The following is a 20,333-nucleotide window of genomic DNA, read 5'->3' as shown; positions in this document are numbered from 1 at the left end:
CTTTTACGCTCCCGCAGTGCGGGAGCGTTTCTCACATCATAAAAATACAGTCAGGCAGAGGTATCTATGGATTTTGATAATATCGCCCGCGCGCTCATTCCGCTGCTCGGTGGCAAAGAGAACATCGCCAGTGCGGCGCACTGCGCAACGCGTCTTCGACTGGTGCTGGTCGACGACACGCTTGCCGATCAGCAGGCCATCGGCAAGGTTGACGGCGTAAAAGGCTGTTTTCGCAACGCCGGGCAGATGCAGGTGATTTTTGGTACGGGGGTGGTTAACAAGGTCTACGCCGCGTTTATCCAGGCGGCAGGGATTAGCGAATCCAGCAAGTCCGAAGCGGCCGACATGGCGGCACGTAAGCTGAACCCGTTCCAGCGCATTGCCCGACTGCTCTCAAACATCTTTGTGCCGATCATTCCTGCGATTGTGGCCTCCGGTTTACTGATGGGCCTGCTCGGGATGGTCAAAACCTACGGCTGGGTCAATGCCGATAACGCGCTCTATATCATGCTGGATATGTGCAGCTCAGCGGCATTTATCATTCTGCCGATCCTGATTGGCTTCACGGCCGCGCGTGAATTTGGCGGTAACCCTTATCTGGGGGCGACCCTCGGCGGCATTCTGACGCACCCGGCGCTGACAAACGCCTGGGGCGTGGCGTCTGGCTTCCACACCATGAACTTCTTCGGCCTTGAGATTGCCATGATTGGCTATCAGGGAACGGTGTTCCCGGTGCTGCTGGCCGTCTGGTTTATGAGTATCGTGGAGAAAAACCTGCGCCGTATTATTCCGGATGCGTTAGATCTGATCCTGACGCCGTTCCTCACCGTTATTCTCTCCGGCTTTATTGCCTTGCTGATCATTGGCCCGGCCGGGCGTGCGTTAGGGGATGGCATCTCCTTTGTTCTGAGCACCCTGATCGCCCATGCGGGCTGGCTGGCCGGGCTGTTATTTGGCGGGCTTTACTCGGTTATCGTTATCACCGGTATTCACCACAGTTTCCATGCCATTGAAGCCGGCTTACTGGGGAATCCGTCGATTGGCGTTAACTTCCTGCTGCCTATCTGGGCGATGGCCAACGTGGCGCAGGGGGGAGCCTGTCTGGCGGTCTGGTTTAAAACCAAAGACGCGAAAATTAAAGCCATTACGTTACCGTCCGCGTTTTCGGCCATGCTGGGCATTACCGAAGCGGCAATATTTGGTATCAACCTGCGTTTCGTGAAACCGTTTATCGCCGCGCTGATTGGCGGTGCGGCAGGCGGGGCGTGGGTGGTCTCGGTGCATGTTTATATGACCGCCGTCGGGCTGACTGCCATCCCGGGCATGGCGATCGTGCAGGCAAGCTCGCTGCTCAACTATATTATCGGCATGGTGATTGCCTTCGGCGTGGCGTTTACCGTCTCGCTGCTGCTGAAATATAAAACGGATTCTGAATAATGACGTTACCTTCCCGCTGGCCTGCAATCCTGCAGGCCGTCATGAAAGGCCAGCCGCGTGCGTACGCCGACAGCCATTATCCGCAATGGCATCCGGCACCGGTGACGGGGCTGATGAACGATCCTAACGGGTTTATCTGGTTTGCCGGGCGCTACCACCTGTTCTATCAGTGGAATCCGCTGGATTGCGACCATCGCTATAAGTGCTGGGGACACTGGAGCTCCGCAGACCTGGTCCACTGGCAGCATGAACCGATGGCGCTGATGCCCGATGAGGAGTATGACCGCAACGGCTGCTATTCCGGCAGCGCCGTCGATAACAACGGTGTCCTGACGCTGTGTTATACCGGCAACGTGAAATTTGATGATGGCAGCCGCACCGCCTGGCAGTGCCTTGCCACGCAACAGCCCGACGGTACATTCAAAAAACTCGGTCCGGTTCTTGCGCTGCCGGAAGGCTACACCGGGCACGTGCGTGACCCGAAAGTGTGGCAGCACGACGGGGTGTGGTACATGGTACTGGGGGCGCAGGATCTGCAAAAACGCGGCAAGGTGCTGCTGTTCACATCTGCCGATTTGCACCACTGGGCGTCTTGCGGAGAGATTGCCGGTCATGGCGTGAACGGCCTGACCGAGGCGGGATACATGTGGGAGTGCCCGGACCTGTTTGACCTCGACGGGACACACGTACTGATCTGCTGCCCGCAGGGGCTGGCGCGCGAACCGCATCGCTATCTCAATACTTATCCGGCCACGTGGACGAGCGGGGCGTTCGACCATACCCGCGCTACGTTTGAACATGGCGAGTTGCACGAGCTGGACGCCGGTTTCGAGTTCTACGCTCCCCAAACCACGGTGGCGGAAGACGGACGGCGGATACTGATCGGCTGGATGGGCGTGCCGGACGGAGAAGAGATGCTTCAGCCCACACGGGCGCAAGGATGGATCCATCAGATGACCTGTCCGCGAGAATTACACTTCCGTGACGGCAAACTGTGGCAGACGCCGGTGCGCGAACTGCACGCACTGCGCGAAGAGGAATGTCGCTGGCAGGGTAACGCCAGCGATGCCCCGGCTCTTGATGCGACGCGCCTTGAGTTCGAACTCACCTCATCTTCAGTAACCGTGGATTTCGCCGGTGCGTTGCGCCTTATCGTCGAGGACAGCGGATTGCGTCTGGAACGCACCAGCCTGAAAACCGGGGAGACATTGACCCGTTACTGGCGGGGCGACGTTCATCATTTACGCATTCTGTGTGACAGCTCCAGCGTTGAAATTTTCATCAATCATGGCGAAGGGGTGATGAGCAGCCGCTATTTTCCTGACCATCCGGCACGGGTGCGATTCGAAGGTGGGTCCGACATCACATTACGCTACTGGTCGCTGCGCGGCTGCATGGTAGAATAAGGGTTTTGGCAGCCGGATCTAAGTCGTTGTGAGAAAAACAAAACGCGTCACAATTAAAGACATCGCGGAACTGGCGGGGGTTTCAAAAGCCACCGCCAGCCTGGTACTGAACGGGCGCAGCAAAGAGCTTCGCGTGGCGGAAGAGACGCGTGAGCGCGTGCTGGCGATTGCGAAAGAGCATCACTACCAGCCCAGCATTCACGCGCGCTCGCTGCGTGATAACCGTAGCCACACCCTCGGTCTGGTGGTGCCGGAGATCACTAACTACGGCTTTGCGGTGTTTTCTCACGAACTGGAGACACTGTGCCGTGAGGCAGGCGTTCAACTGCTCATCTCCTGCAGTGATGAAAACCCGGGCCAGGAGACGGTGGTGGTTAATAACATGGTGGCGCGTCAGGTGGACGGGCTGATTGTGGCCTCCAGTATGCTCAATGATGCCGACTACCAGAAGCTGAGCGAACAGCTGCCGGTCGTCCTTTTTGACCGCCATATGAACGACAGCACATTGCCGCTGGTGATCACCGATTCTATTACCCCGACGGCGGAACTGGTGGCCGACATTGCGCGCCAGCATCCTGATGAAATTTACTTCCTTGGCGGGCAGCCGCGGCTTTCCCCGACGCGCGATCGTCTGGAAGGGTTTAAGCAAGGGCTGCAAGAGGCCAATGTGGCGCTGCGTCCGGAGTGGATCATTCACGGCAACTATCACCCGAGCTCCGGCTACGAGATGTTCGCCGAGCTGTGCGCCCGCCTGGGACGCCCGCCAAAAGCCTTGTTCACTGCCGCCTGTGGTTTGCTGGAAGGGGTATTGCGCTATATGGGGCAGCACAACCTGATGCAAAGTGATATCCGGTTAGCCAGCTTTGACGATCACTACCTCTACGACTCGCTCACCATTCCGGTTGATACCATTCGCCAGGATAACCGCCAGCTGGCGTGGCACTGCTTTGATCTGATTGGCAAACTGATCGACGGCGAAACGCCACAACCGTTACAGCGAAAATTGGATGCCACCCTGCAGCGGCGCTATAAAGCGAAAGCATAGCTCTGGCTGCTGAAGGGAAACGTTAATAACTTTAATTAATTTAAGTTTTGGATCGGCCGATAACGATAGGGAATGTTTATTCTTGAGGTATCGGTCCATGTCGTTAAAAAAATCATCCCTGATTGTCCTTTTTGCTCTGCTTTTCTTCTTTGTCGTCAGCACCATTACCAGCGTTGGCCTCATCATTAAAAGTAATAATTCCCTGGATAATGTGAACAAAGAAATCCAGGTTGTGCTGTCGATCATTGACCCCATCAACCACAGCCGTACCTTGCGCGTCAGGGTGATGGAGTACGTAAAGATGGTGGAAGCGGGGAACTCGGCTGATGAGTCAGCGAAACTTTCCGCGGTTAAAGAGGCCCTCACAAAAGCGGATCATGCCTTTGCGGCGTTTATGGCGTCTCCGCGCCTGTCGGATGAAGCGCCGCTGGTGAGCGCGTATCAGGATGCCTGGCAAAACTACCGTAACCAGGGGCTGGCACCGTTGATTGACGCCGCCGCTGCGCACGATGTCGCGAAGTTTAATGCGCTTATCCCGGAGGTGTCCCGCCTCGACCGTCAGTATGAAATCGTTCTCGATCAGGTGCTTGCGGTTCACCAGAAATATGCCAAAACCCTGAACGAGGATGCGAGCAGTAATTTCATCTCCGGTCTGGCGATCATTGCGGCGATTGCTTTCCTGTTTGTAATCGTGATTGTTGCCGTCAGCCTGCTGATGAAGCGCTTTGTTTTCGCGCCGGTCAACCTGGTACGCGAGCACTGCAGCCAAATTGCCGCCGGTAAACTGGACATTCCAGTGCCGGTAAAAGGCACCTCCGGCAATGAAATCGATCACCTGATGGGCTCAATGGAGCAGATGCGCCAGGCGCTACTGTCGACTATCGCCCAGGTGCGTGACGCGAGCCATACCGTCACCCACGCCGCGCAGGAAATTGCTTCCGGGAATATCGATCTGGCTTCACGCACCGAGCAGCAGGCCTCCGCGTTAACCCAGACGGCGGCCAGCATGGAAGAGCTGAGCGCGACCGTGGCGAATAACACCGATAACGTTCACCAGGCAGGAAAACTGGTGCAGGACGCGGTGAACAATGCGCACACCGGTGAGGCCGTGACCCGCGAAGTGATCGAAACGATGAATACCATCGCGGCGAACTCTAAGCGCATCGAGGACATCACCAGCGTCATCAACAGCATTGCTTTCCAGACCAACATTCTGGCACTCAACGCCGCGGTTGAAGCAGCACGCGCCGGCACACAGGGACGCGGCTTCGCCGTGGTGGCCAGTGAAGTGCGCACCCTTGCGCAGAAAAGCGCGGTTGCCGCGAAAGACATTGAAAGCCTGATTGCCCAGTCGGTTTCCAGCGTCAAAAACGGTGCTGAACTGGTGAACCGCTCAGGCGAGGTCATTGATTCAATTATCAGTTCCGTGAATAAAGTGAATACGTTGATGGAGCAGATCTCCGTGGCCTCTGAAGAGCAGAGCCGTGGGATCAGTCAGGTCGGACAGGCGGTAACAGAGATGGATGGCGTGACCCAGCAGAACGCCGCGCTGGTTCAGCAATCCGCCGCAGCCGCCGCTTCCCTGGAAGAGCAGGCGCAGCAGCTCTCAAGGAGTATTTCGAGCTTTAGTTTGCCGGCGCAGGCTTGATTGATAATGAGAGGCTCCTGAGGGAGCCTTTTTAATGTCTGGCGTAACTTGAAAGCCGCGCCAGACAAGGCTTCACGTTTTACTACTAGCAGTCAAAAGCTATAAAAAGCGGCTAGGGTGTGGACACATTGTGGACACTCTGACCACCATTAGCACCCTTCAGCGGGTTAAGCGAAATCGCATCCTGCAGGTACTGAGGAGCGAAGTGCGCATAGACCATTGTCTGCGCAATTTTCGTATGACCTAAGATCCTCTGCAGTGTAATGATGTTGCCCCCGTTAATCATAAAGTGCGTGGCGAAAGAGTGTCGTAGCGCATGTGTTGCTTGTCCGGCCGGTAAATCGGGCTTAACCCCTTTGAGGGTTCGCCTGAAGTCAGGATAACTGGCTTCAGGAAAAAGAAAGCCTCGTGTTTTGCCGACTACGTAAGCCGCAACGTCATCAGAGATCGGGACCGTGCGCGGTGTGTTGGTTTTCGTCTTAACGAAAGACACCCGGTTATGAATCACGTTCTCCGCTTTCAGCCTTGCAGCCTCACCCCATCTTGCCCCAGTACTCAGACACAAGACGGCAATTTTACGATTATCTCCTGATAGCGCTGCCAGTAAGGCGTCAATTTCCTCAAGAGTGAGATAGCCCGTTTCGGCAGTCTGCTCTTTCAGTTTTTTGAACCCCCTAAACGGATGCTCGCCGTTATACATTTCTGACTCAATCAGGGTAGTAAACATCCCACCTAATGTAATCAGGTCGCGGTTGATGGTAGTTGGCTTAATACCTTCAGCCCGGCGTTGAGCACAATATTGCGTTATCAGGCTCTTGGTGATCTGGAAAGCGCATGGGTTACCGGTCATCGTTTCGAAACGCTCAATTTTCCTGCGATACGATTGACCGTGCTCCTCATGTTTACCTTTCAGCTTCCACCACAACTCTTTCAGTTCTGACAATTGGCGTTTGTCCGTTGGTTTTGAGAGCCATTCCTTTGAGTGATGGTTATATTGAGTGTGCTTTTCAAAAGCCATCGCCTCGCTTTTCTTGTCGAACTTCCGACGGATGCGTTTTCCGTTACGCCCGCTCGGTCTAATGTCCACTTCATATCGACCATCATCGAGCTTTTTAACAGACATAAAGCCTCCCGATGATGTTACTGCGTACTTCAATTTCCTGATTTAAATAGCAAAAACTCACTGTGCATTTGCTGCACAAAAAAGCGCCGTAAATGGTTAGCCAGTTTTCTGGTCTGAGTGGGGTAACGTTGTTGTCTGCTGCCCAAAGTGCGCGAGAGCCGGTGCAATCTGCCCAGCTTCGGGTGTTATTTGATCAGTCATAAACCACATGGTGTATTTCGTGAAGCGCGGATGCTGGAGGATTTTCATGATTTGTTCGACTCCCGGCTTTTTGTCACCGGCTTCATAACTACAAAAAGAACCGTAAACGATTCCAGTTAACTCACTGAATTGTCGCCTATTTAACCTTTCTGACTCTCTTATCAGCTTGATTTTTTCATGGATCTGTATTGACATAAAATCACCTATAGTTGAACATTATCACCTATCGTAGATTTAACTAGCCGATAGATGAATCACCTTTTAGAGCAACTAAACCCTATTTAGAGCAATTAATCACACTAAAGGAGAATCGTAGCAGATGACTAACCAGCTTGTAAGCAGAACAGATGCGGTTCCATATCAGGAATTTGCCCGTCTTATTGGTAAAACACCCGCAGCAGTTAAAGGCATGATTGAGAAGGGCAAGCTGCCTGTAGTCGAGATGACTGATCCCCAGTCAACGAGTGGGCGCGCAGGGGAATACTGGGTTTACCTGCCAGCGTGGAACAAGGGCATGAAGATGGCCTATGACAGCCGCCCGAAGGAAATTAGAGACGGTTGGCTGATGTGGCTCGGGTTAGGGGAGCCAGTATGAATAATGAACCTCGCTGTATTGCTCAGTTGCTTCGAAGAGAAAGCCCTAAACCTACCAACTTCACTATCACTCATGGTCGCGGACGCAAGGGCATCATCATCCGAACCCGTAAGACGGGTGTTATCGAGAAGCTTCGCCGCCTGGTCAAAAAGAGAGGACTGTGGTTATGACGGTCATGACACTTGATGTGATCCAGAAGCAACCAACAGCACTTCGCGGTCTGGTCTGCAAGTATCTGGCTCAGCCTCGCTGGCAAGACACTTGCGATTTTTACAATCATATGATGGAGCGGGAGCGTCTTACGGTTTGTTTCCACGCTCAATTAAAACAGCGTCACTCTGTCATGCGCTTAGAGGAAATGACCGAAGCTGATCGTGAGCGTCTTGTTTGCGCGCTTGATGAATTGAGAAATGCATTCGCCCGGCACCGCCAACTTGGAGTGTCGAAAGCAACTTTCATCAGCCGCCTGACCGTTAGCCAAAGGCGATCACTGTTTCTTCATGCGGGACTAACAGAGCAGGAATTTATGATGCCGCACTGGCGTTTGAATGAAGATGACTGTTATTGGCGTGACAAACTTTTCCGCGCTCTGCGAGAGCTGTTCAGCCTTTTTGAGTACGCACCAACCATTTTAACCTCGGTAAAACCTGAGCAGTATTTACATTAATTAATCTCGATTCGTTTTATTACGCGCCTTACAGCGTGGGGACTCCTTTTGTCCGGAGATAGGCAAATGCAAAAACAAAATACAGCGCAACGGGGGATGTATTCGGCACTTCTAGCGCAGGCAGTAAGCGAGGCACAGCGCGACACGGCGACCCGTTTCTCTTCTCAGTTTGACGGGCTTATCGCGCACATCAGTAAGTCAGAACTTAATCGTACCGAGATTATCGAGTTATTAGGTCAGGAGTCGGAAAAGTTACACAACTCAATTTTTGGTAGGGCTGGCTAACCACTTTTAACAGGAAGCAAAAATGAGCATACGCATCGAGATTAATAACCAGTACGTCATCACCAGTGACCGCTATCAATTCATATTGCAGGAAAAAAAGACCGCTACATCCGGGAAGAATGAAGGTAAGGAATGGTTGGACGTTGTGGGTTACTACCCGACCATTTCTAAGCTCGTTTCGGGTCTGTTACTGCATAAAATTTTAACAGGTGAGTCCCGTCAGTTTTCGGATTTAGAAAAGCAGGTTGAGCGGCTGGCAGAAAAATGTCAGCAAGCTTTCAGCTCAAAGGCTAAGAGCTAGGCTGTGCTGATGATGACGGATTCGATTATCCATTATCACGGCACGCCAGTATGGGGAGACGCCGGTAACGTTCATCGTGTTGCAGTGAATGGTGCTGGCGCTTTTGTTTCTTTTGCCAGACCTGACCAGCTCGCCGCCTCGATTAAATATGCTTGCGCCGTTGCTATTGATAATGGGGCTTTTTCCGCGTGGAAACGTGGTCTTGTTATCAATTGGCAGGAGTTTTATCGGTGGTTATTGCCCCACTATCATCACCCAAAGGTGTCTTTCTTTGTTATACCTGATGTGGTTGAGGGTGGAGAAGCTGACAATGATGCCCTTATCGATTCAATGCCTCGCTGTTTCCGGGATAAAGCCGCGCCTGTCTGGCATCTTCATGAGTCATTAGACCGACTGGTTGAGCTTTGTAATGAATGGCCTCGGGTGTGCTTTGGCTCATCTGGTGAATATGCCAGCATCAGGACTGAGCGCTGGCATCGCAGGATGCGTGAAGCATTCGATGCAATTTATCTGAAACATAGCTTTAAAACTAAAATTCATGGCCTTCGTATGCTGGATGGCCGTGTCCTTGGAAACTATCCGCTTGCTACTGCAGATAGCACAAATCTCGCCTCTAATATTCCAAAATTTACAAGCAAATACCCTGAGATAACTCGATTCATTCAGGAGGCGGATTACAACCAGAAACTGAGTGAGCGTGAACTTAAAGCCGCCATTCTTATTGGTCGCTGCGCTATTCTGAAAAACGCGATCGAGAGTGTCACGCCTCCTGCAATTCAATGCTGGTCTGAAATGCCAAAGCATCCGCAACAGTTGGAGCTTTTGGTGGCATGACTGATTTCACATACCCTTGGAATAAATCCCGCGAGGCCATTGGCCGCGACAGACCCCTTACACGTGCCGAACTCCGTCAGGTGCAAGGTGTTTTAAACCGTATTGACCGTCTGCCATTTTTCCTGCAAACCCTGTTTACAGCGCGTTATAACTTCATCCGCCGTAAAAAGAGCCCTTTGGGTGGGCTGTATTTCCTTAAAAACACGTTTGAGCGCAAGCTGCTGCCGCGTCTTGAGCGTGTTAATGAGCTGTGCGGGATGAATGAATCCGCCTCGATTGGTTTTCTGTCCGAGCGCGACCAGTATGCGCGCTTACCAGATATGAATGACAAAGAACTCAGGAAATTTGCGGCCAGAATTGCCTCTCAGCTCTGGAGCAAATACGAGGAGTTAAGCGACGCCTGGGCGGAGGCGCACGGCGGGAAAGAGACACTTTTCACCGATGAAGCTCAGTCGCACCTATACGGGCAAGTGGCCGGTGTTGCTCGCGCATTTAACATCACCCCGATGTACTGGAAAAAATACCATAAGGGTCAGATGACGATCCGCATGGCATTTTCCGCTATTTCACGACTGATTAAAGACGAGTGGTGGGTCAACCAGCTCAAGGCGCAGCGGATGCGCTGGCGCGAGGCGCTGCTCATCGCAGCAGGTGAGGTCAACAAAGACCGTTCACCTTACGCAAGCAAAATAGCGATCCGCGATGTTCACGCGCGCCGCTTGGCTAATCTCGAATACCTGAAATCCTGCGAACTGGAAAACAAAATCACTGGCGAACGTATTGACCTCATAAGCAAGGTCATGGGGAGTATTTCGAACCCTGAAATACGTCGTATGGAGCTGATGAATACTATCGCCGGGATTGAACGCTACGCGACCAGCGTTGGTGACGTGGGGATGTTTATCACGCTGACCACGCCATCGAAGTATCACCCGACCCGTCAGGTTGGCAAAGGTGAAAGCAAAACGGTACAGCTTAATCACGGCTGGAACGAAACAGCATTCACACCCAAAGACGGCCAGCGCTATCTATGCCGAATCTGGAGCCTGATGCGTACAGCTTTCAAAGATAACGATTTAGATGTTTACGGGATGCGCGTTGTCGAACCGCACCACGACGGCACGCCACACTGGCACATGATGCTTTTTTGCAAACCCGGTCAGCGTAAAGCCATTAACGAAATTATGCGTCGTTATGCCCTCAAAGAGGACGGACACGAAAAGGGCGCGTCAAAACAGCGCTTTGAGTCACGCCATCTTAATCAGGGCGGAGCGGCGGGTTATATCGCTAAATACATTGCAAAAAATATCGACGGTTACGCACTCGACGGCCAGCTCGATCACGACACCGGCAAGCCTCTGAAAGATACGGCCGAAGCCGTCACCGCATGGGCGTCAACATGGCGCATCCCTCAGTTTAAACCGATTGGTCTCCCGACGATGGGCGCTTACCGCGAACTGCGCAAACTGCCACGTGGGGTGAGTATTGCCTGCGAGTTTGACGACAGGGTCGAGGCCGCGCGAGCTGCTGCAGATGAGGGTGACTTTGAGCGGTACATCATCGCGCAGGGTGGGGCAAACATGCCGCGTGATGCTCAGGCCGTCAGGGTCGCCCGTAAGGTGACGGATGAGGTTAACGAGTACGAGGAAGATATCGAGAGGGTGGTCGGTATTTATGCCCCTCATCTCGGGACTGACCGTGTCCATGTAACCCGTACAGCCGAATGGCGTATCGTTCCAAAGGTTTTGGCCGTTGAGCCTTTGACCTTAAAAAGCGGCTCTGCCGCGCCTCGGAGTCCTGTCAATAACTGTGGAAAGCTCACCGGCGGTGGCGATCCAGTTATGACCCCCACACCGTCTGAGCAAGCCGCAGCGGTGTTAAATCTGATTGAACGCGGGATTATCGGCTGGAATGAGCCAGAGGTCGTGAAGGTGCTTAACGGTGCGTTAAAAGCTGGTGCACCGAGCAAACATCGGCAGCAAAGAAGCGATGCGCCGCTCAAAACAAGCGAGCAAGCGCCATCAGCCAGGATGACAAAGCACGAAAGGGATCGCGTCGCAAAAATTCGTTTCGATTTAGCTCAGGAGGGCATTACCCCGGAACGGTGGGAGCTTGAAGCGCTGGCGCGTGGGGCGACGATGATTTATGGCGATAAAAAATTCAAATATTCGGTGATGGATGAGTGGTAAGGTAATTAGATTACAAAGGAGTCGTGGTTCACATTGGCGGCTTAGAAAATAGTAAACTTAAATAAAGCAATTGAAGTGTCAAGTATGCGATTAAGTGTTAGTAAGGATTATTGTTTGCTTAGCATTCAAAGTGTACCCCATTCTCAGGGGGACACTTTGAATTGTGGGGTAATTTATTCTGGCCAGTCCCAATTATCATATTGCTGGATTTTTTCTGATAATTCCTGAGGTGCACCACCGCGAGCAACATTTTCAGCATAGCCGATCGTGCCTACATAGTTAATATCATCAGCGTCAAGCGTGTTCGCTTCCCATGGTCTTACCCTACAAGTCGGCTCGCAGATAGCAACGTCACGATTGATGAATTTTAACCACGATATATTAATAACATTGGCTCCTGCAGCTTTGAGATACATCCTTGCTGTTTCATGAGCATTACCTTCAGTACAGAAATCATCAATAACCAATATTTTCTTACCCCTTAATGTAGGTTTATTGACATATCTTTCGCCAGTGGTGAGGTTTTTAATTGGTGAAGGGTTTAAATTTACCGTATTTATCTGCGATGTGATTTTGACCCCTTGCCTATCTATCCTTGCTTGCTGTGATTTGATAGCTGTTGTATGCCGTAAGAATAAATCTTTCAGATATTTCCCTTTGAATGAGACAGCTAAGCCCTTTAGATCATGCTCCATTATATCTGCTAGTTTATAAGGGTCGTCAGCATTATGCCCAACGTAGGTGGTTATAAAGCTTGCTCCTTCGCTTAAGCCAGAGAAGTATATGCTGGCACCTAGGTATCTTATCCAAAAGTCAGGGCTTCCAATCGATAGCTTTGCAAGGGCTCTTGCATTTGCGGAATACATGGTAAATTCGGCTACATAAGTACTAAATGGGGCTAATGCATAATAGTGAACATCTTCATTAAAATGCCCTTGCCATCCCCACAACTGTTCTCTTAAGCAAAAAACATCAATAAATCTAGCGATCTCTTTTGGTTCTGAAAATTGAAAGCCATAATCTGTAACCGGTTCGTACCAAGTCGCATTGATAAATAAGGTGTTCCCGTTGGTAGCTGCTTGCAAGTCTTCCTCAGAGCGTCCTACATAAATCATTTCGTTTCGTTTTAATTCTAAGGAAGCCATTATGAAATCTATGGCTTTCCCTGTTTGCTTTGCTGGTATGTCGCGGTTAAGTTCGCGACAAAAATGAACTGACTCTGGGAATTTATTTCTTAAATATTCGTCTAATGTGACAACACCTTCATGTGTTCTGACATTTCTATTGGTGTTTGTCAAAAAGATAACTTTAATTTCCTTTGATGACAAAAATGCAAACAACCTGTGTAACTCAGAGTCTATTCGTGATTTTAATTCCCGAGGTTGAGTGTTAGAAGTCAATGGTAATACAACATCTGCTATTGAAAATATAACTGCTTTTAAGTGCATATTATTCATCTCCAAGAAGAGAGAGTTGCTGTGTTTTTACACTTGATGCTAATTTAATCAGATTTTGCACGTCTTTAAAATCGGATAATGGAGTGTTCATTATCATGGCTGAATATTCGGATAGGGCGTATTTTATTTCTTCCTGAGCAGTAGTTCCCCTAAGTAAAGGGCAAAGTATTGCTCTTTTTAATTGGGCAGCATATCTCACGGTGTGAGAAGTACCACTTTTCAGACTCCATTCAACAGGAATTAACACATCACTTAAAGCTGCTTGAATTCTATTCCTACGGACAAAATTTTCCTGAGATGGCTTTTGGTCTGGCAGATACTCTGTAAGAATTAGTCCTCCGTTACTCACAATGTGACCTCTCATCTCACCACTATTTTTGGGGTAATTTGAGTTTACCCCAGTACCTAATACAGCAATGGTAGGTATTTTAAATAAAAGGGATGCTTCATGTGCGGATTGATCTATACCATATGCCAAACCGCTGACGGTCGCATAGTTTGAATCTATAAATTGCGAGATTACGGCTTGAGTTAAATAAACTCCCAGTGCGGTTGGGTTCCTGGTGCCGACAACGCCCACACACTTTTTATCTAGCAAGGATACATCGCCTTGAGCAAACAACCAGAAAGGCGGTTCTGCTAGGTCATTCAATTTTTTTGGATAGTTCGGAGAACCATGGTGGATAATTTTATAACCACTATTGTGATAATGTGTGAGCAAGCTTTTTGCCGCTGAAATCATACCATCCCGAAAGACAGACCAATTGTTTTCATTTAAAGAATAGGGTTGGCGATGAAGTTTTACTCCGAGTAGCGACTCAAAGTTGGCTAAGGTTTGGCAGGTGACTAAGTCTCTGAAACGAATCCCCTTTTGAGCAACTTTATATAAAGACCAATAGCTAACGCCACGTATTTCTGATAACGCCAACAAAGCGGCGCTTTCTGTGTTCCATCGAGCTGTTTCAGTATCCGTCATAATGTTCGCCAAAATGGAAGTGTTTTTATCGCTTTTATCATAGGTTTGCATAAAAGTGTAGCACGTTGAAGCAAGACTTTAGAGTGCATGCTCTTGCATCAGATTGCATGCAAAAAAAACAATAAAATAATGAACCTCATGTCTTGTACAATCAACGTTTAACGGTCACATGCAGCTGCATCAAAACCGACAGGTTAAGCGGGCAGGCGAGGCGGGGATAGCACTGCGCGCCAGACGTGATGACAGGATTTATTTTGCGCGTCTGTGCGCGTCGTGGCGGCGTGCTGTGCTGTGGGGGCGGTCAATGTGATGCGGTGGTGATTGCGTCGCGTGTGCACCGTCTGACACGCTTTGAAGATGTGCCGCCCGGAGACGGCATTTGGGGCGGGGTTTAGTCGGTCTCGATGTTGTAATCCTTAAAGCGGATCACCTCCATCCCGAGCCAGTCATTGATCTCTTTGAAACGCTCCTGCAGCGGCGTCAGTTCGTTGCGCACAAAAACCCGCGCCACCTTCTCGATATCGCCCATCGAGCCAATATTTTCAGGTTTGCCACCCATGAGCTGGAACGGTACGCGGTGCGCATCGAGCAGGTCGGCGGCGCTCACCTTCTTGATGTTAAAAAAATCATCCTTTGTGGCGACTTCACTCAGCGGCACGATCTTGATGCCATCCGGTTTCCCGTTGGGGGCGTAGAAAAACAGGTTTTTGAAATTACCTAGCCCTTTCGAATCCCGCATCGCGGAGCGCAGCGACTCAACGTCAGTGCTGCTCTGCGCCGCGTCGGTCACGTACATGATGTAACCCGCGTGCGCGCCGTTCTGGTAATACTTGCGACGAAACAGCGTGGCGGATTCATTCAGCCATGCGGAATTAAGTGCACTCAGGTATTCCGGCATCCCGTAAAGCTCCTGATTAATATCGGGCTCAAGCAGATGAAACACCGAACCGGGGGCGAACTGGTGCGGGTGGGTGAAGTCCGACACGTACCAGTAAACCCCATCCTCAACGCCACGGCGGGTGTATTTGGCCGGGGAGGTTTCCAGTTTAAAGAGCTGGCCGGTCACGCTCATGCGCTTCTCGAGATAGCCGTTGGCAAACACCAGATAATCAAGCACAAGGCGGCTGAAGTCCTGACGAGACAGCAACGGGTGCGGGATAAAGGTGCTGGTCAGAATGTTGCGCTTTACGTAAATCGGGGAGCTGTGGTGTACGGCTGCGCGCAGGCTTTTTGCCAGTCCAGAGAAGTTGACCGGCGGCTCGTACCATTTGCCGTTATTGATGCACTCGACATAGTCGAGGATGTCGCGGCGATCCAGAACGGGTGACGGCTCACCAAAGGTGAACGCCTCCATTTTCTGCGGCGCGCTGGCGGTCATGCTGGTCTGTTTTGGCTGTTTGTTTTGGCGTTTTTTCATCTTAGTTAATATCCAGAATTGAACTTGATTGCATACCGCTACCGGCGGAAAGCGGCTCGTTTAACAGGGCGTGCATGGTCGCCCACGCGATATCCGCGTGGCTGGCTTCCTCGCTGCGGCTGGCTTCGTAGGTGGCGCTGCGGCCACTGCTGGTCATGGTTTTGCGGATAGCCATAAATGACTGCGTGATGTCGGTTGCACCGGCGTCGTATTCCAGACACCCGCGGCGAATGGTGTCTTTTGCTTTCAGCACCATTGCGGTTTTCATTTCCGGCGTGTAGCGGATGGCGCGCGCCGCCGGGAAGAATGAGCGCACGAGCTGGTAAACCCCCTGGCCGATGCCGGTCGCATCGATGCCGATGTAGTCGACGGTATATTTCTCGGTCAGCGCACGGATGGCCTCAGCCTGCGCGGCAAAGTCCATTCCTTTCCACTGGTGACGCTCAAGGATGCGGAACTTGCCACCGGCAACCACCGGCGGAGCCAGTACCGCACAGCCTGCGCTGTCGCCGGTGTGTGAAGGGTCGTAGCCAATCCAGACCGGGCGCCAGTTAAACGGACGGTCAGCGAACAGCTCAAAGTCCTCCCATTCTTCCATCGCATCGACCATGCAGCGCTGCAGCTCCTCGAACGGGAATACCGATGCCTTATCGTCGACGAACTCGCACATAAACAGGTTACGGAAGTCATCCGCGCTGTTTTCTTGCCTGAGCTGGTTGAGGTTAAACAGGGTGCAGCCACCGGCCAGCGCGTCCTCAATGGTGACAATCTGCCGCCACTGGCCGTCACCGCACAGCACGCCACCGGCAAGCGCCTGATGACTGATATCGATGTCGACACGTTCGTCGCGGTTGCTGCGGCCACGGTTAAACAGCTCACCTGACCAGAACGGGTAAGCGCCATGAGCCAGCGTCGACGGGGTCGAAAAATAGGTTGTGCGCAGGTGTGATTGTGAGGCCATACCGGAGGCGACTTTGCGCAGCTTCTGGAAATTTGGTATCCAGAAAATTTCATCGACATACAGGTCGCCGTTATGGCTCTGCGCGGTGTTGGAATTGGTACCGAGAAATATCAGCTCAGCGCCATTGTTGCCGATGACGATCGGGTCGCCTGACAGGTCGACGTCAACCAGACGGGCAAAGGCGATGATGTACTTTCGGAACACATACGCCTGCGTTTTACTCGCCGATAAAAATATCTGATTTTGCCCGGTCTTAAGCGCGCGCAGGAGTGACTCGCGCGCAAAGTAGAACGTCGCGCCAATCTGGCGGGATTTCAGGATGTGGCGGATGCGGTGCTCTAACCCCGCTTTATGCCAGCGGAGCTGATAGTCAAACGACTGGTCGAAGAAAATCTCTTCCAGCTTTTCAATCGCTTCATCACTGAAGAAATTGCGTTTCGGCTTTTTGCGATCCCCTTTGTTACGGCTGGCGATATTGAGGTTTAAATCCACCTCGTTTCCGGTCTGGCCGTAGCGGTTAATGCGCGCGAGCCGCTCCATCTGGCGCGACAAAAAATCCGCGACTTTGAAGTCATGCGCGGTCAGGTCTGGCTTAGCGTAGAGCTGGATAAGCCGCGCCTCTAGTGTCGATTCCACGCGGTTAATCGGCGCGGTTTCTTCCCATCCATCCCGCTGTTTCCAGCTCTGCACGGTCGGGCGCTTGAGCTGCAGCATGTCGCAGATTTGCGGCACGGCGAACCCCTGCCAGTACAACAGCCGCGCCTGTCGTCGCGGGTCATTTAACACAGAAAGGTCAGTTGAAATGGTCATGCTTGCCTCGTTTTTGGTGTGACGTGGCAAGGCTAAGGAAATAGGGGGTTATTCGCGCTAAGTGACTGTTGTATCAGATCTAACAGGAGCGCAAACGGTGGCTGATGCGGAAAGGAGTCGGGAAACTAATCCCGACCCGAAAACCTAACATCAGGACACCTGAACAATGGCAAAGAAAGTTTCTAAATGGTTTCGCATCGGCGTCGAGGGTGACACCTGCGATGGCCGTGTCATCAGCGGCGATGATATTCAGGATATGGCTGACACGTTCGACCCGCGCGTCTACGGCTGCCGCATCAACCTCGAACATATCCGGGGGCTGATGCCTGACAGCCAGTTTAAACGTTATGGCGATGTGACCGAGCTTAAGGCGGAGATTATCAGCGATAGTTCTGCGCTCGATGGCAAAAAAGCGCTGTTTGGCAAAATCGCCCCGCTCGACGAGCTGGTCAGCATGGTGAAGGCCGGACAGAAGGTTTACACCTCCATGGAGATCCGCCCGAACTTTGCCAACAGCGGTAAATGTTACCTCGTTGGCCTTGCCGTCACCGATGACCCGGCAAGTCTCGGCACCGAATACCTCGAATTCTGCAGCCGCGCCGCGCAGAACCCGCTCGCCGGTAAAAAAGACCAGCCGGACGACGTTTTTTCTGTCGCCTCACTGGCTGAGCTGGAATTCGAGGACGTTCCCGACACCATGTTCAACAGCCTTACCGATATGGTTAAGGCCATTTTCAGCCGGAAGCAGGTCAGCGATGACGCGCGTTTCGCGGATGTGCATGAGGCTGTGACCACCATCACCGAGCAGGTGCAAACCAATTTCAGCGCCACCGACCAGCGCATCACCGAGCTGGAGACCGCTTTTGCGCAGCTTAAGCAGAACGTGACCAGCAAGGCGGAAGAAAGCGCGCAGGCGTTTAACGCCCTCAAAAGCTCCCTCGATAATACCGAAAGCCAGAGCCAGCCGCGCCGCGAACTTTCTAAAGGCGGTACGGGCGACGAGCTGCTGACCAACTGCTGATAACGAGCCGGGCGCGTTGCTCGGCCTGAACCCTTTTACCCGAACAGGAATAACCATGCGTAAAGATACCCGTTTCAAATTTAATGCCTACCTGTCCCGCGTCGCGGAGCTGAACGGTATTTCCACCGATGACGTGGCGAAGAAATTCACCGTCGAGCCGTCGGTCACGCAAACCCTGATGACTACCCTGCAGATGTCATCCGCGTTTCTGACCAAAATCAACATCGTGCCGGTCGACGAGCTTAAAGGCGAAAAAGTCGGGGTTGGCGTTAACGGTACGATTGCCAGCACTGCCGACACCACCGGTGACGACGAGCGTAAAACCGCTGATTTCACCGCGCTGGAGTCTAACAAATACGAGTGCGCGCAGATTAACTTTGACTTCCATATCCGCTACAAACAGCTCGACCTGTGGGCGCGATTCCAGGACTTCCAGACCCGTATCCGCGACGCGATTATCAAGCGTCAGTCGCTCGATTTCATCATGGCCGGTTTCAACGGCATCGAGCGCGCGGCGACGTCTGACCGTGCGAAAAACCCTATGCTGCAGGACGTGGCGACCGGCTGGCTGCAGAAGTACCGCAATGAAGCGCCAGCGCGCGTGATGTCAAAAATTACCGACGAGGAAGGGGAGGTAATTTCTGAAGTGATCCGCGTGGGTAAAAACGGCGACTATGCGAACCTCGACGCGCTGGTCATGGATGCCACCGGCAATCTGATTGACGAGATTTATCAGGATGACCCGGAGCTGGTTGTCATCACCGGGCGTAAGCTGATGGCGGATAAATATTTCCCTATCGTTAACAAAGAGCAGGCAAACACCGAGTCGCTGGCCGCTGACATCATCATCAGCCAGAAGCGAATCGGCAACCTGCCAGCCGTGCGCGTGCCGTACTTCCCGGCTAATGCCCTGATGGTGACGCGCCTCGACAACCTGTCGATTTACTTTATGGATGACGCACACCGCCGCGCCATCATCGAAGAGCCGAAAAAAGACCGCGTCGAAAACTACGAGTCAATGAATATCGACTACGTGGTCGAGGCTTACGCCGCCGGGTGCCTGATTGAAAACATCACGCTCGGTGACTTCACCGCACCTGCTGCACCGGAAGGCGGGGAGTAACCATGACGAGTCCCGCAGCGCGTCACATGATGCGGGTCTCGGCCTCTGAAACAGCGCGGCGGGCTGCTGTCCCACTGCGCAATGCAACTGCATATGAGCAGATGCTCGTTAAGCTGGCCGCAGACAACCGCACGCTAAAACAAATCAGTTCAAAAGAGCGTAAAGCCGCGAAAAAACGCGAGCTGCTGCCGTTCTATCTGCCGTGGGTGGCTGGCGTCCTCGACAGTGGTAAAGGGGCGCAGGATGACATCGTCATGACGGTCATGCTGTGGCGTCTCGATGCTGACGATATCGCCGGGGCGCTGGAGATAGCCCGTTACGCCATGACCTACGGCCTCACCATGCCGGTCGGTCGCCGTCCGACGCCGTGCCTGCTGGCCGAAGAGGTCACGCTCGCCGCGCAGCGCCTGCTCGTTGCAAAACAGCCGGTCGAACTGGCAAACCTGCTCGACACCATTGCGCTGACGGAGCGCGCGGATATGCCCGATATCGTGCGTGCGAAGCTGCACAAAATCACTGGCTACGTGCTGCGTGAGGCGAAGCAACTGCCGGAGGCGCTGGCGCACCTACAGCGTGCGATCCAGTTAGAAAGCACTATCGGGGTGAAAAAGGATATCGAGCAGTTAGAGCGTCAGCTCAGGCCAAAACCTGAACCCGCCCCGAAAACCAAAACGACTAAACCGCGCACGCGCAAACCTGCCGCTAAACCGGCGGCACGGCGCGGGCGTCCACCAAAGGCGGCAAAAGCCGCAGGTTAACCGAGCGCTCCCCGAGCCGGGCGGCACGCCGTTCAATGCGGGTATTCCTTACCCTGACTGCGAACGGCGTCCACCGCCC

The 20,333-nt window shown here is 52.5% G+C and carries 20 protein-coding genes; 14 read left to right on the top strand and 6 right to left on the bottom strand.

The genetic code is table 11. From position 1 onward, the window contains the following. Positions 1-66 precede the first annotated feature (66 nt). From AC2FAP_RS06265 to AC2FAP_RS06250, 4 genes are all read left to right on the top strand, one after another. Positions 67-1,437 (top strand): sucrose-specific PTS transporter subunit IIBC, encoded by a 1,371-nt coding sequence (locus AC2FAP_RS06265; RefSeq protein WP_014170153.1) that lies wholly within the window; start codon positions 67-69, stop codon positions 1,435-1,437. Beyond that, positions 1,437-2,843 carry a sucrose-6-phosphate hydrolase gene (locus tag AC2FAP_RS06260; protein WP_047744687.1) on the top strand — a complete coding sequence of 469 codons (1,407 nt, stop codon included), beginning with the start codon at positions 1,437-1,439 and terminating at the stop codon, positions 2,841-2,843. Before AC2FAP_RS06265 ends, AC2FAP_RS06260 begins: the two co-directional genes overlap by 1 nt. 28 nt (positions 2,844-2,871) lie before the next feature. Then, positions 2,872-3,888 carry a LacI family DNA-binding transcriptional regulator gene (locus AC2FAP_RS06255; protein ID WP_040017544.1) on the top strand — a complete coding sequence of 339 codons (1,017 nt, stop codon included), beginning with the start codon at positions 2,872-2,874 and terminating at the stop codon, positions 3,886-3,888. Between the two features lie 97 nt (positions 3,889-3,985). Then, positions 3,986-5,536, top strand: coding sequence for a methyl-accepting chemotaxis protein (locus AC2FAP_RS06250; protein WP_449541658.1), 1,551 nt, complete (start codon positions 3,986-3,988; stop codon positions 5,534-5,536). Positions 5,537-5,648: 112 nt separating this feature from the next. On the opposite strand, the gene AC2FAP_RS06245 is transcribed toward AC2FAP_RS06250, so the two are convergent. Beyond that, the gene (locus AC2FAP_RS06245) at positions 5,649-6,659 is read right to left on the bottom strand and encodes a phage integrase (protein ID WP_485452879.1); all 1,011 of its coding nucleotides are present in this window, start codon (positions 6,657-6,659) and stop codon (positions 5,649-5,651) included. Positions 6,660-6,755: 96 nt separating this feature from the next. Continuing rightward, positions 6,756-7,055, bottom strand: a complete 300-nt coding sequence (locus AC2FAP_RS06240; protein ID WP_485452878.1) for a transcriptional regulator — start codon at positions 7,053-7,055, stop codon at positions 6,756-6,758. A gap of 124 nt (positions 7,056-7,179) precedes the next feature. Here AC2FAP_RS06240 and AC2FAP_RS06235 point away from each other — a divergent pair, with 124 nt between their 5' ends. The 6 genes from AC2FAP_RS06235 (at position 7,180) to AC2FAP_RS06210 (ending at position 11,731) form a co-directional block, all read left to right on the top strand. Beyond that, a complete protein-coding gene (locus AC2FAP_RS06235) occupies positions 7,180-7,455 on the top strand; it encodes a regulatory phage cox family protein (protein WP_059354248.1) in 276 nt (91 codons plus the stop codon). 166 nt (positions 7,456-7,621) lie between these two features. Continuing rightward, positions 7,622-8,122: a replication protein B gene (locus AC2FAP_RS06230; protein ID WP_485452877.1), complete on the top strand. Its 501-nt coding sequence runs from the start codon at positions 7,622-7,624 to the stop codon at positions 8,120-8,122. Positions 8,123-8,188: 66 nt separating this feature from the next. Further along, entirely contained in the window at positions 8,189-8,407 is a 219-nt protein-coding gene (locus AC2FAP_RS06225; protein WP_063444016.1) for a DUF2732 family protein, read from the top strand. Positions 8,408-8,429: 22 nt separating this feature from the next. After that, entirely contained in the window at positions 8,430-8,708 is a 279-nt protein-coding gene (locus AC2FAP_RS06220) for a DUF5405 family protein (protein WP_088126646.1), read from the top strand. 12 nt (positions 8,709-8,720) lie between these two features. After that, positions 8,721-9,542, top strand: a complete 822-nt coding sequence (locus AC2FAP_RS06215; protein WP_088126776.1) for a hypothetical protein — start codon at positions 8,721-8,723, stop codon at positions 9,540-9,542. Further along, a complete protein-coding gene (locus tag AC2FAP_RS06210) occupies positions 9,539-11,731 on the top strand; it encodes a replication endonuclease (RefSeq protein WP_485452876.1) in 2,193 nt (730 codons plus the stop codon). Before AC2FAP_RS06215 ends, AC2FAP_RS06210 begins: the two co-directional genes overlap by 4 nt. Before the next feature lie 173 nt (positions 11,732-11,904). Here the strand turns inward: AC2FAP_RS06210 and AC2FAP_RS06205 are convergent, their stop codons facing one another. Then, positions 11,905-13,179 carry a hypothetical protein gene (locus AC2FAP_RS06205; RefSeq protein WP_485452875.1) on the bottom strand — a complete coding sequence of 425 codons (1,275 nt, stop codon included), beginning with the start codon at positions 13,177-13,179 and terminating at the stop codon, positions 11,905-11,907. A 1-nt stretch (position 13,180) separates the two neighbouring features. Continuing rightward, positions 13,181-14,215 (bottom strand): DNA-processing protein DprA, encoded by a 1,035-nt coding sequence (locus tag AC2FAP_RS06200; protein ID WP_485452874.1) that lies wholly within the window; start codon positions 14,213-14,215, stop codon positions 13,181-13,183. A 188-nt stretch (positions 14,216-14,403) separates the two neighbouring features. Between AC2FAP_RS06200 and AC2FAP_RS06195 the strand changes: the two genes are divergently transcribed. Further along, the gene (locus AC2FAP_RS06195) at positions 14,404-14,559 is read left to right on the top strand and encodes a hypothetical protein (protein WP_485452873.1); all 156 of its coding nucleotides are present in this window, start codon (positions 14,404-14,406) and stop codon (positions 14,557-14,559) included. Here AC2FAP_RS06195 and AC2FAP_RS06190 read toward each other — a convergent pair. After that, entirely contained in the window at positions 14,556-15,581 is a 1,026-nt protein-coding gene (locus tag AC2FAP_RS06190) for a phage portal protein (protein WP_485452872.1), read from the bottom strand. The genes AC2FAP_RS06195 and AC2FAP_RS06190 overlap by 4 nt on opposite strands. Before the next feature lies 1 nt (position 15,582). Beyond that, positions 15,583-17,352, bottom strand: coding sequence for a terminase ATPase subunit family protein (locus AC2FAP_RS06185; protein WP_485452871.1), 1,770 nt, complete (start codon positions 17,350-17,352; stop codon positions 15,583-15,585). A gap of 166 nt (positions 17,353-17,518) precedes the next feature. On the opposite strand from AC2FAP_RS06185, the gene AC2FAP_RS06180 reads away from it, so the two are divergent. The 3 genes from AC2FAP_RS06180 to AC2FAP_RS06170 are packed head-to-tail and all read left to right on the top strand — an operon-like array spanning position 17,519 to position 20,254. Continuing rightward, positions 17,519-18,373, top strand: a complete 855-nt coding sequence (locus AC2FAP_RS06180) for a GPO family capsid scaffolding protein (RefSeq protein WP_485452870.1) — start codon at positions 17,519-17,521, stop codon at positions 18,371-18,373. A gap of 55 nt (positions 18,374-18,428) precedes the next feature. Next, complete coding sequence (locus AC2FAP_RS06175; protein WP_485452869.1) at positions 18,429-19,496, top strand: phage major capsid protein, P2 family; 1,068 nt, start codon at positions 18,429-18,431, stop codon at positions 19,494-19,496. A 2-nt stretch (positions 19,497-19,498) separates the two neighbouring features. Further along, entirely contained in the window at positions 19,499-20,254 is a 756-nt protein-coding gene (locus tag AC2FAP_RS06170) for a phage terminase small subunit (RefSeq protein ID WP_485452868.1), read from the top strand. Positions 20,255-20,333 lie beyond the last annotated feature (79 nt).

It is taken from the genome of Enterobacter cloacae complex sp. 394I7, assembly GCF_057320345.1.
This window is presented reverse-complemented; position numbering and strand designations above follow the sequence as displayed.

Coding starts and splice junctions, on each gene's coding strand:
- AC2FAP_RS06200 (WP_485452874.1), bottom strand. CDS start 14,215: ATGCAAACCTATGATAAAAGCGATAAAAACACTTCCATTTTGGCGAAC.
- AC2FAP_RS06170 (WP_485452868.1), top strand. CDS start 19,499: ATGACGAGTCCCGCAGCGCGTCACATGATGCGGGTCTCGGCCTCTGAA.
- AC2FAP_RS06210 (WP_485452876.1), top strand. CDS start 9,539: ATGACTGATTTCACATACCCTTGGAATAAATCCCGCGAGGCCATTGGC.
- AC2FAP_RS06225 (WP_063444016.1), top strand. CDS start 8,189: ATGCAAAAACAAAATACAGCGCAACGGGGGATGTATTCGGCACTTCTA.
- AC2FAP_RS06185 (WP_485452871.1), bottom strand. CDS start 17,352: ATGACCATTTCAACTGACCTTTCTGTGTTAAATGACCCGCGACGACAG.
- AC2FAP_RS06240 (WP_485452878.1), bottom strand. CDS start 7,055: ATGTCAATACAGATCCATGAAAAAATCAAGCTGATAAGAGAGTCAGAA.
- AC2FAP_RS06205 (WP_485452875.1), bottom strand. CDS start 13,179: ATGCACTTAAAAGCAGTTATATTTTCAATAGCAGATGTTGTATTACCA.
- AC2FAP_RS06220 (WP_088126646.1), top strand. CDS start 8,430: ATGAGCATACGCATCGAGATTAATAACCAGTACGTCATCACCAGTGAC.
- AC2FAP_RS06245 (WP_485452879.1), bottom strand. CDS start 6,659: ATGTCTGTTAAAAAGCTCGATGATGGTCGATATGAAGTGGACATTAGA.
- AC2FAP_RS06190 (WP_485452872.1), bottom strand. CDS start 15,581: ATGAAAAAACGCCAAAACAAACAGCCAAAACAGACCAGCATGACCGCC.
- AC2FAP_RS06175 (WP_485452869.1), top strand. CDS start 18,429: ATGCGTAAAGATACCCGTTTCAAATTTAATGCCTACCTGTCCCGCGTC.
- AC2FAP_RS06180 (WP_485452870.1), top strand. CDS start 17,519: ATGGCAAAGAAAGTTTCTAAATGGTTTCGCATCGGCGTCGAGGGTGAC.
- AC2FAP_RS06195 (WP_485452873.1), top strand. CDS start 14,404: ATGACAGGATTTATTTTGCGCGTCTGTGCGCGTCGTGGCGGCGTGCTG.
- AC2FAP_RS06235 (WP_059354248.1), top strand. CDS start 7,180: ATGACTAACCAGCTTGTAAGCAGAACAGATGCGGTTCCATATCAGGAA.
- AC2FAP_RS06215 (WP_088126776.1), top strand. CDS start 8,721: ATGACGGATTCGATTATCCATTATCACGGCACGCCAGTATGGGGAGAC.
- AC2FAP_RS06250 (WP_449541658.1), top strand. CDS start 3,986: ATGTCGTTAAAAAAATCATCCCTGATTGTCCTTTTTGCTCTGCTTTTC.
- AC2FAP_RS06265 (WP_014170153.1), top strand. CDS start 67: ATGGATTTTGATAATATCGCCCGCGCGCTCATTCCGCTGCTCGGTGGC.
- AC2FAP_RS06260 (WP_047744687.1), top strand. CDS start 1,437: ATGACGTTACCTTCCCGCTGGCCTGCAATCCTGCAGGCCGTCATGAAA.
- AC2FAP_RS06230 (WP_485452877.1), top strand. CDS start 7,622: ATGACGGTCATGACACTTGATGTGATCCAGAAGCAACCAACAGCACTT.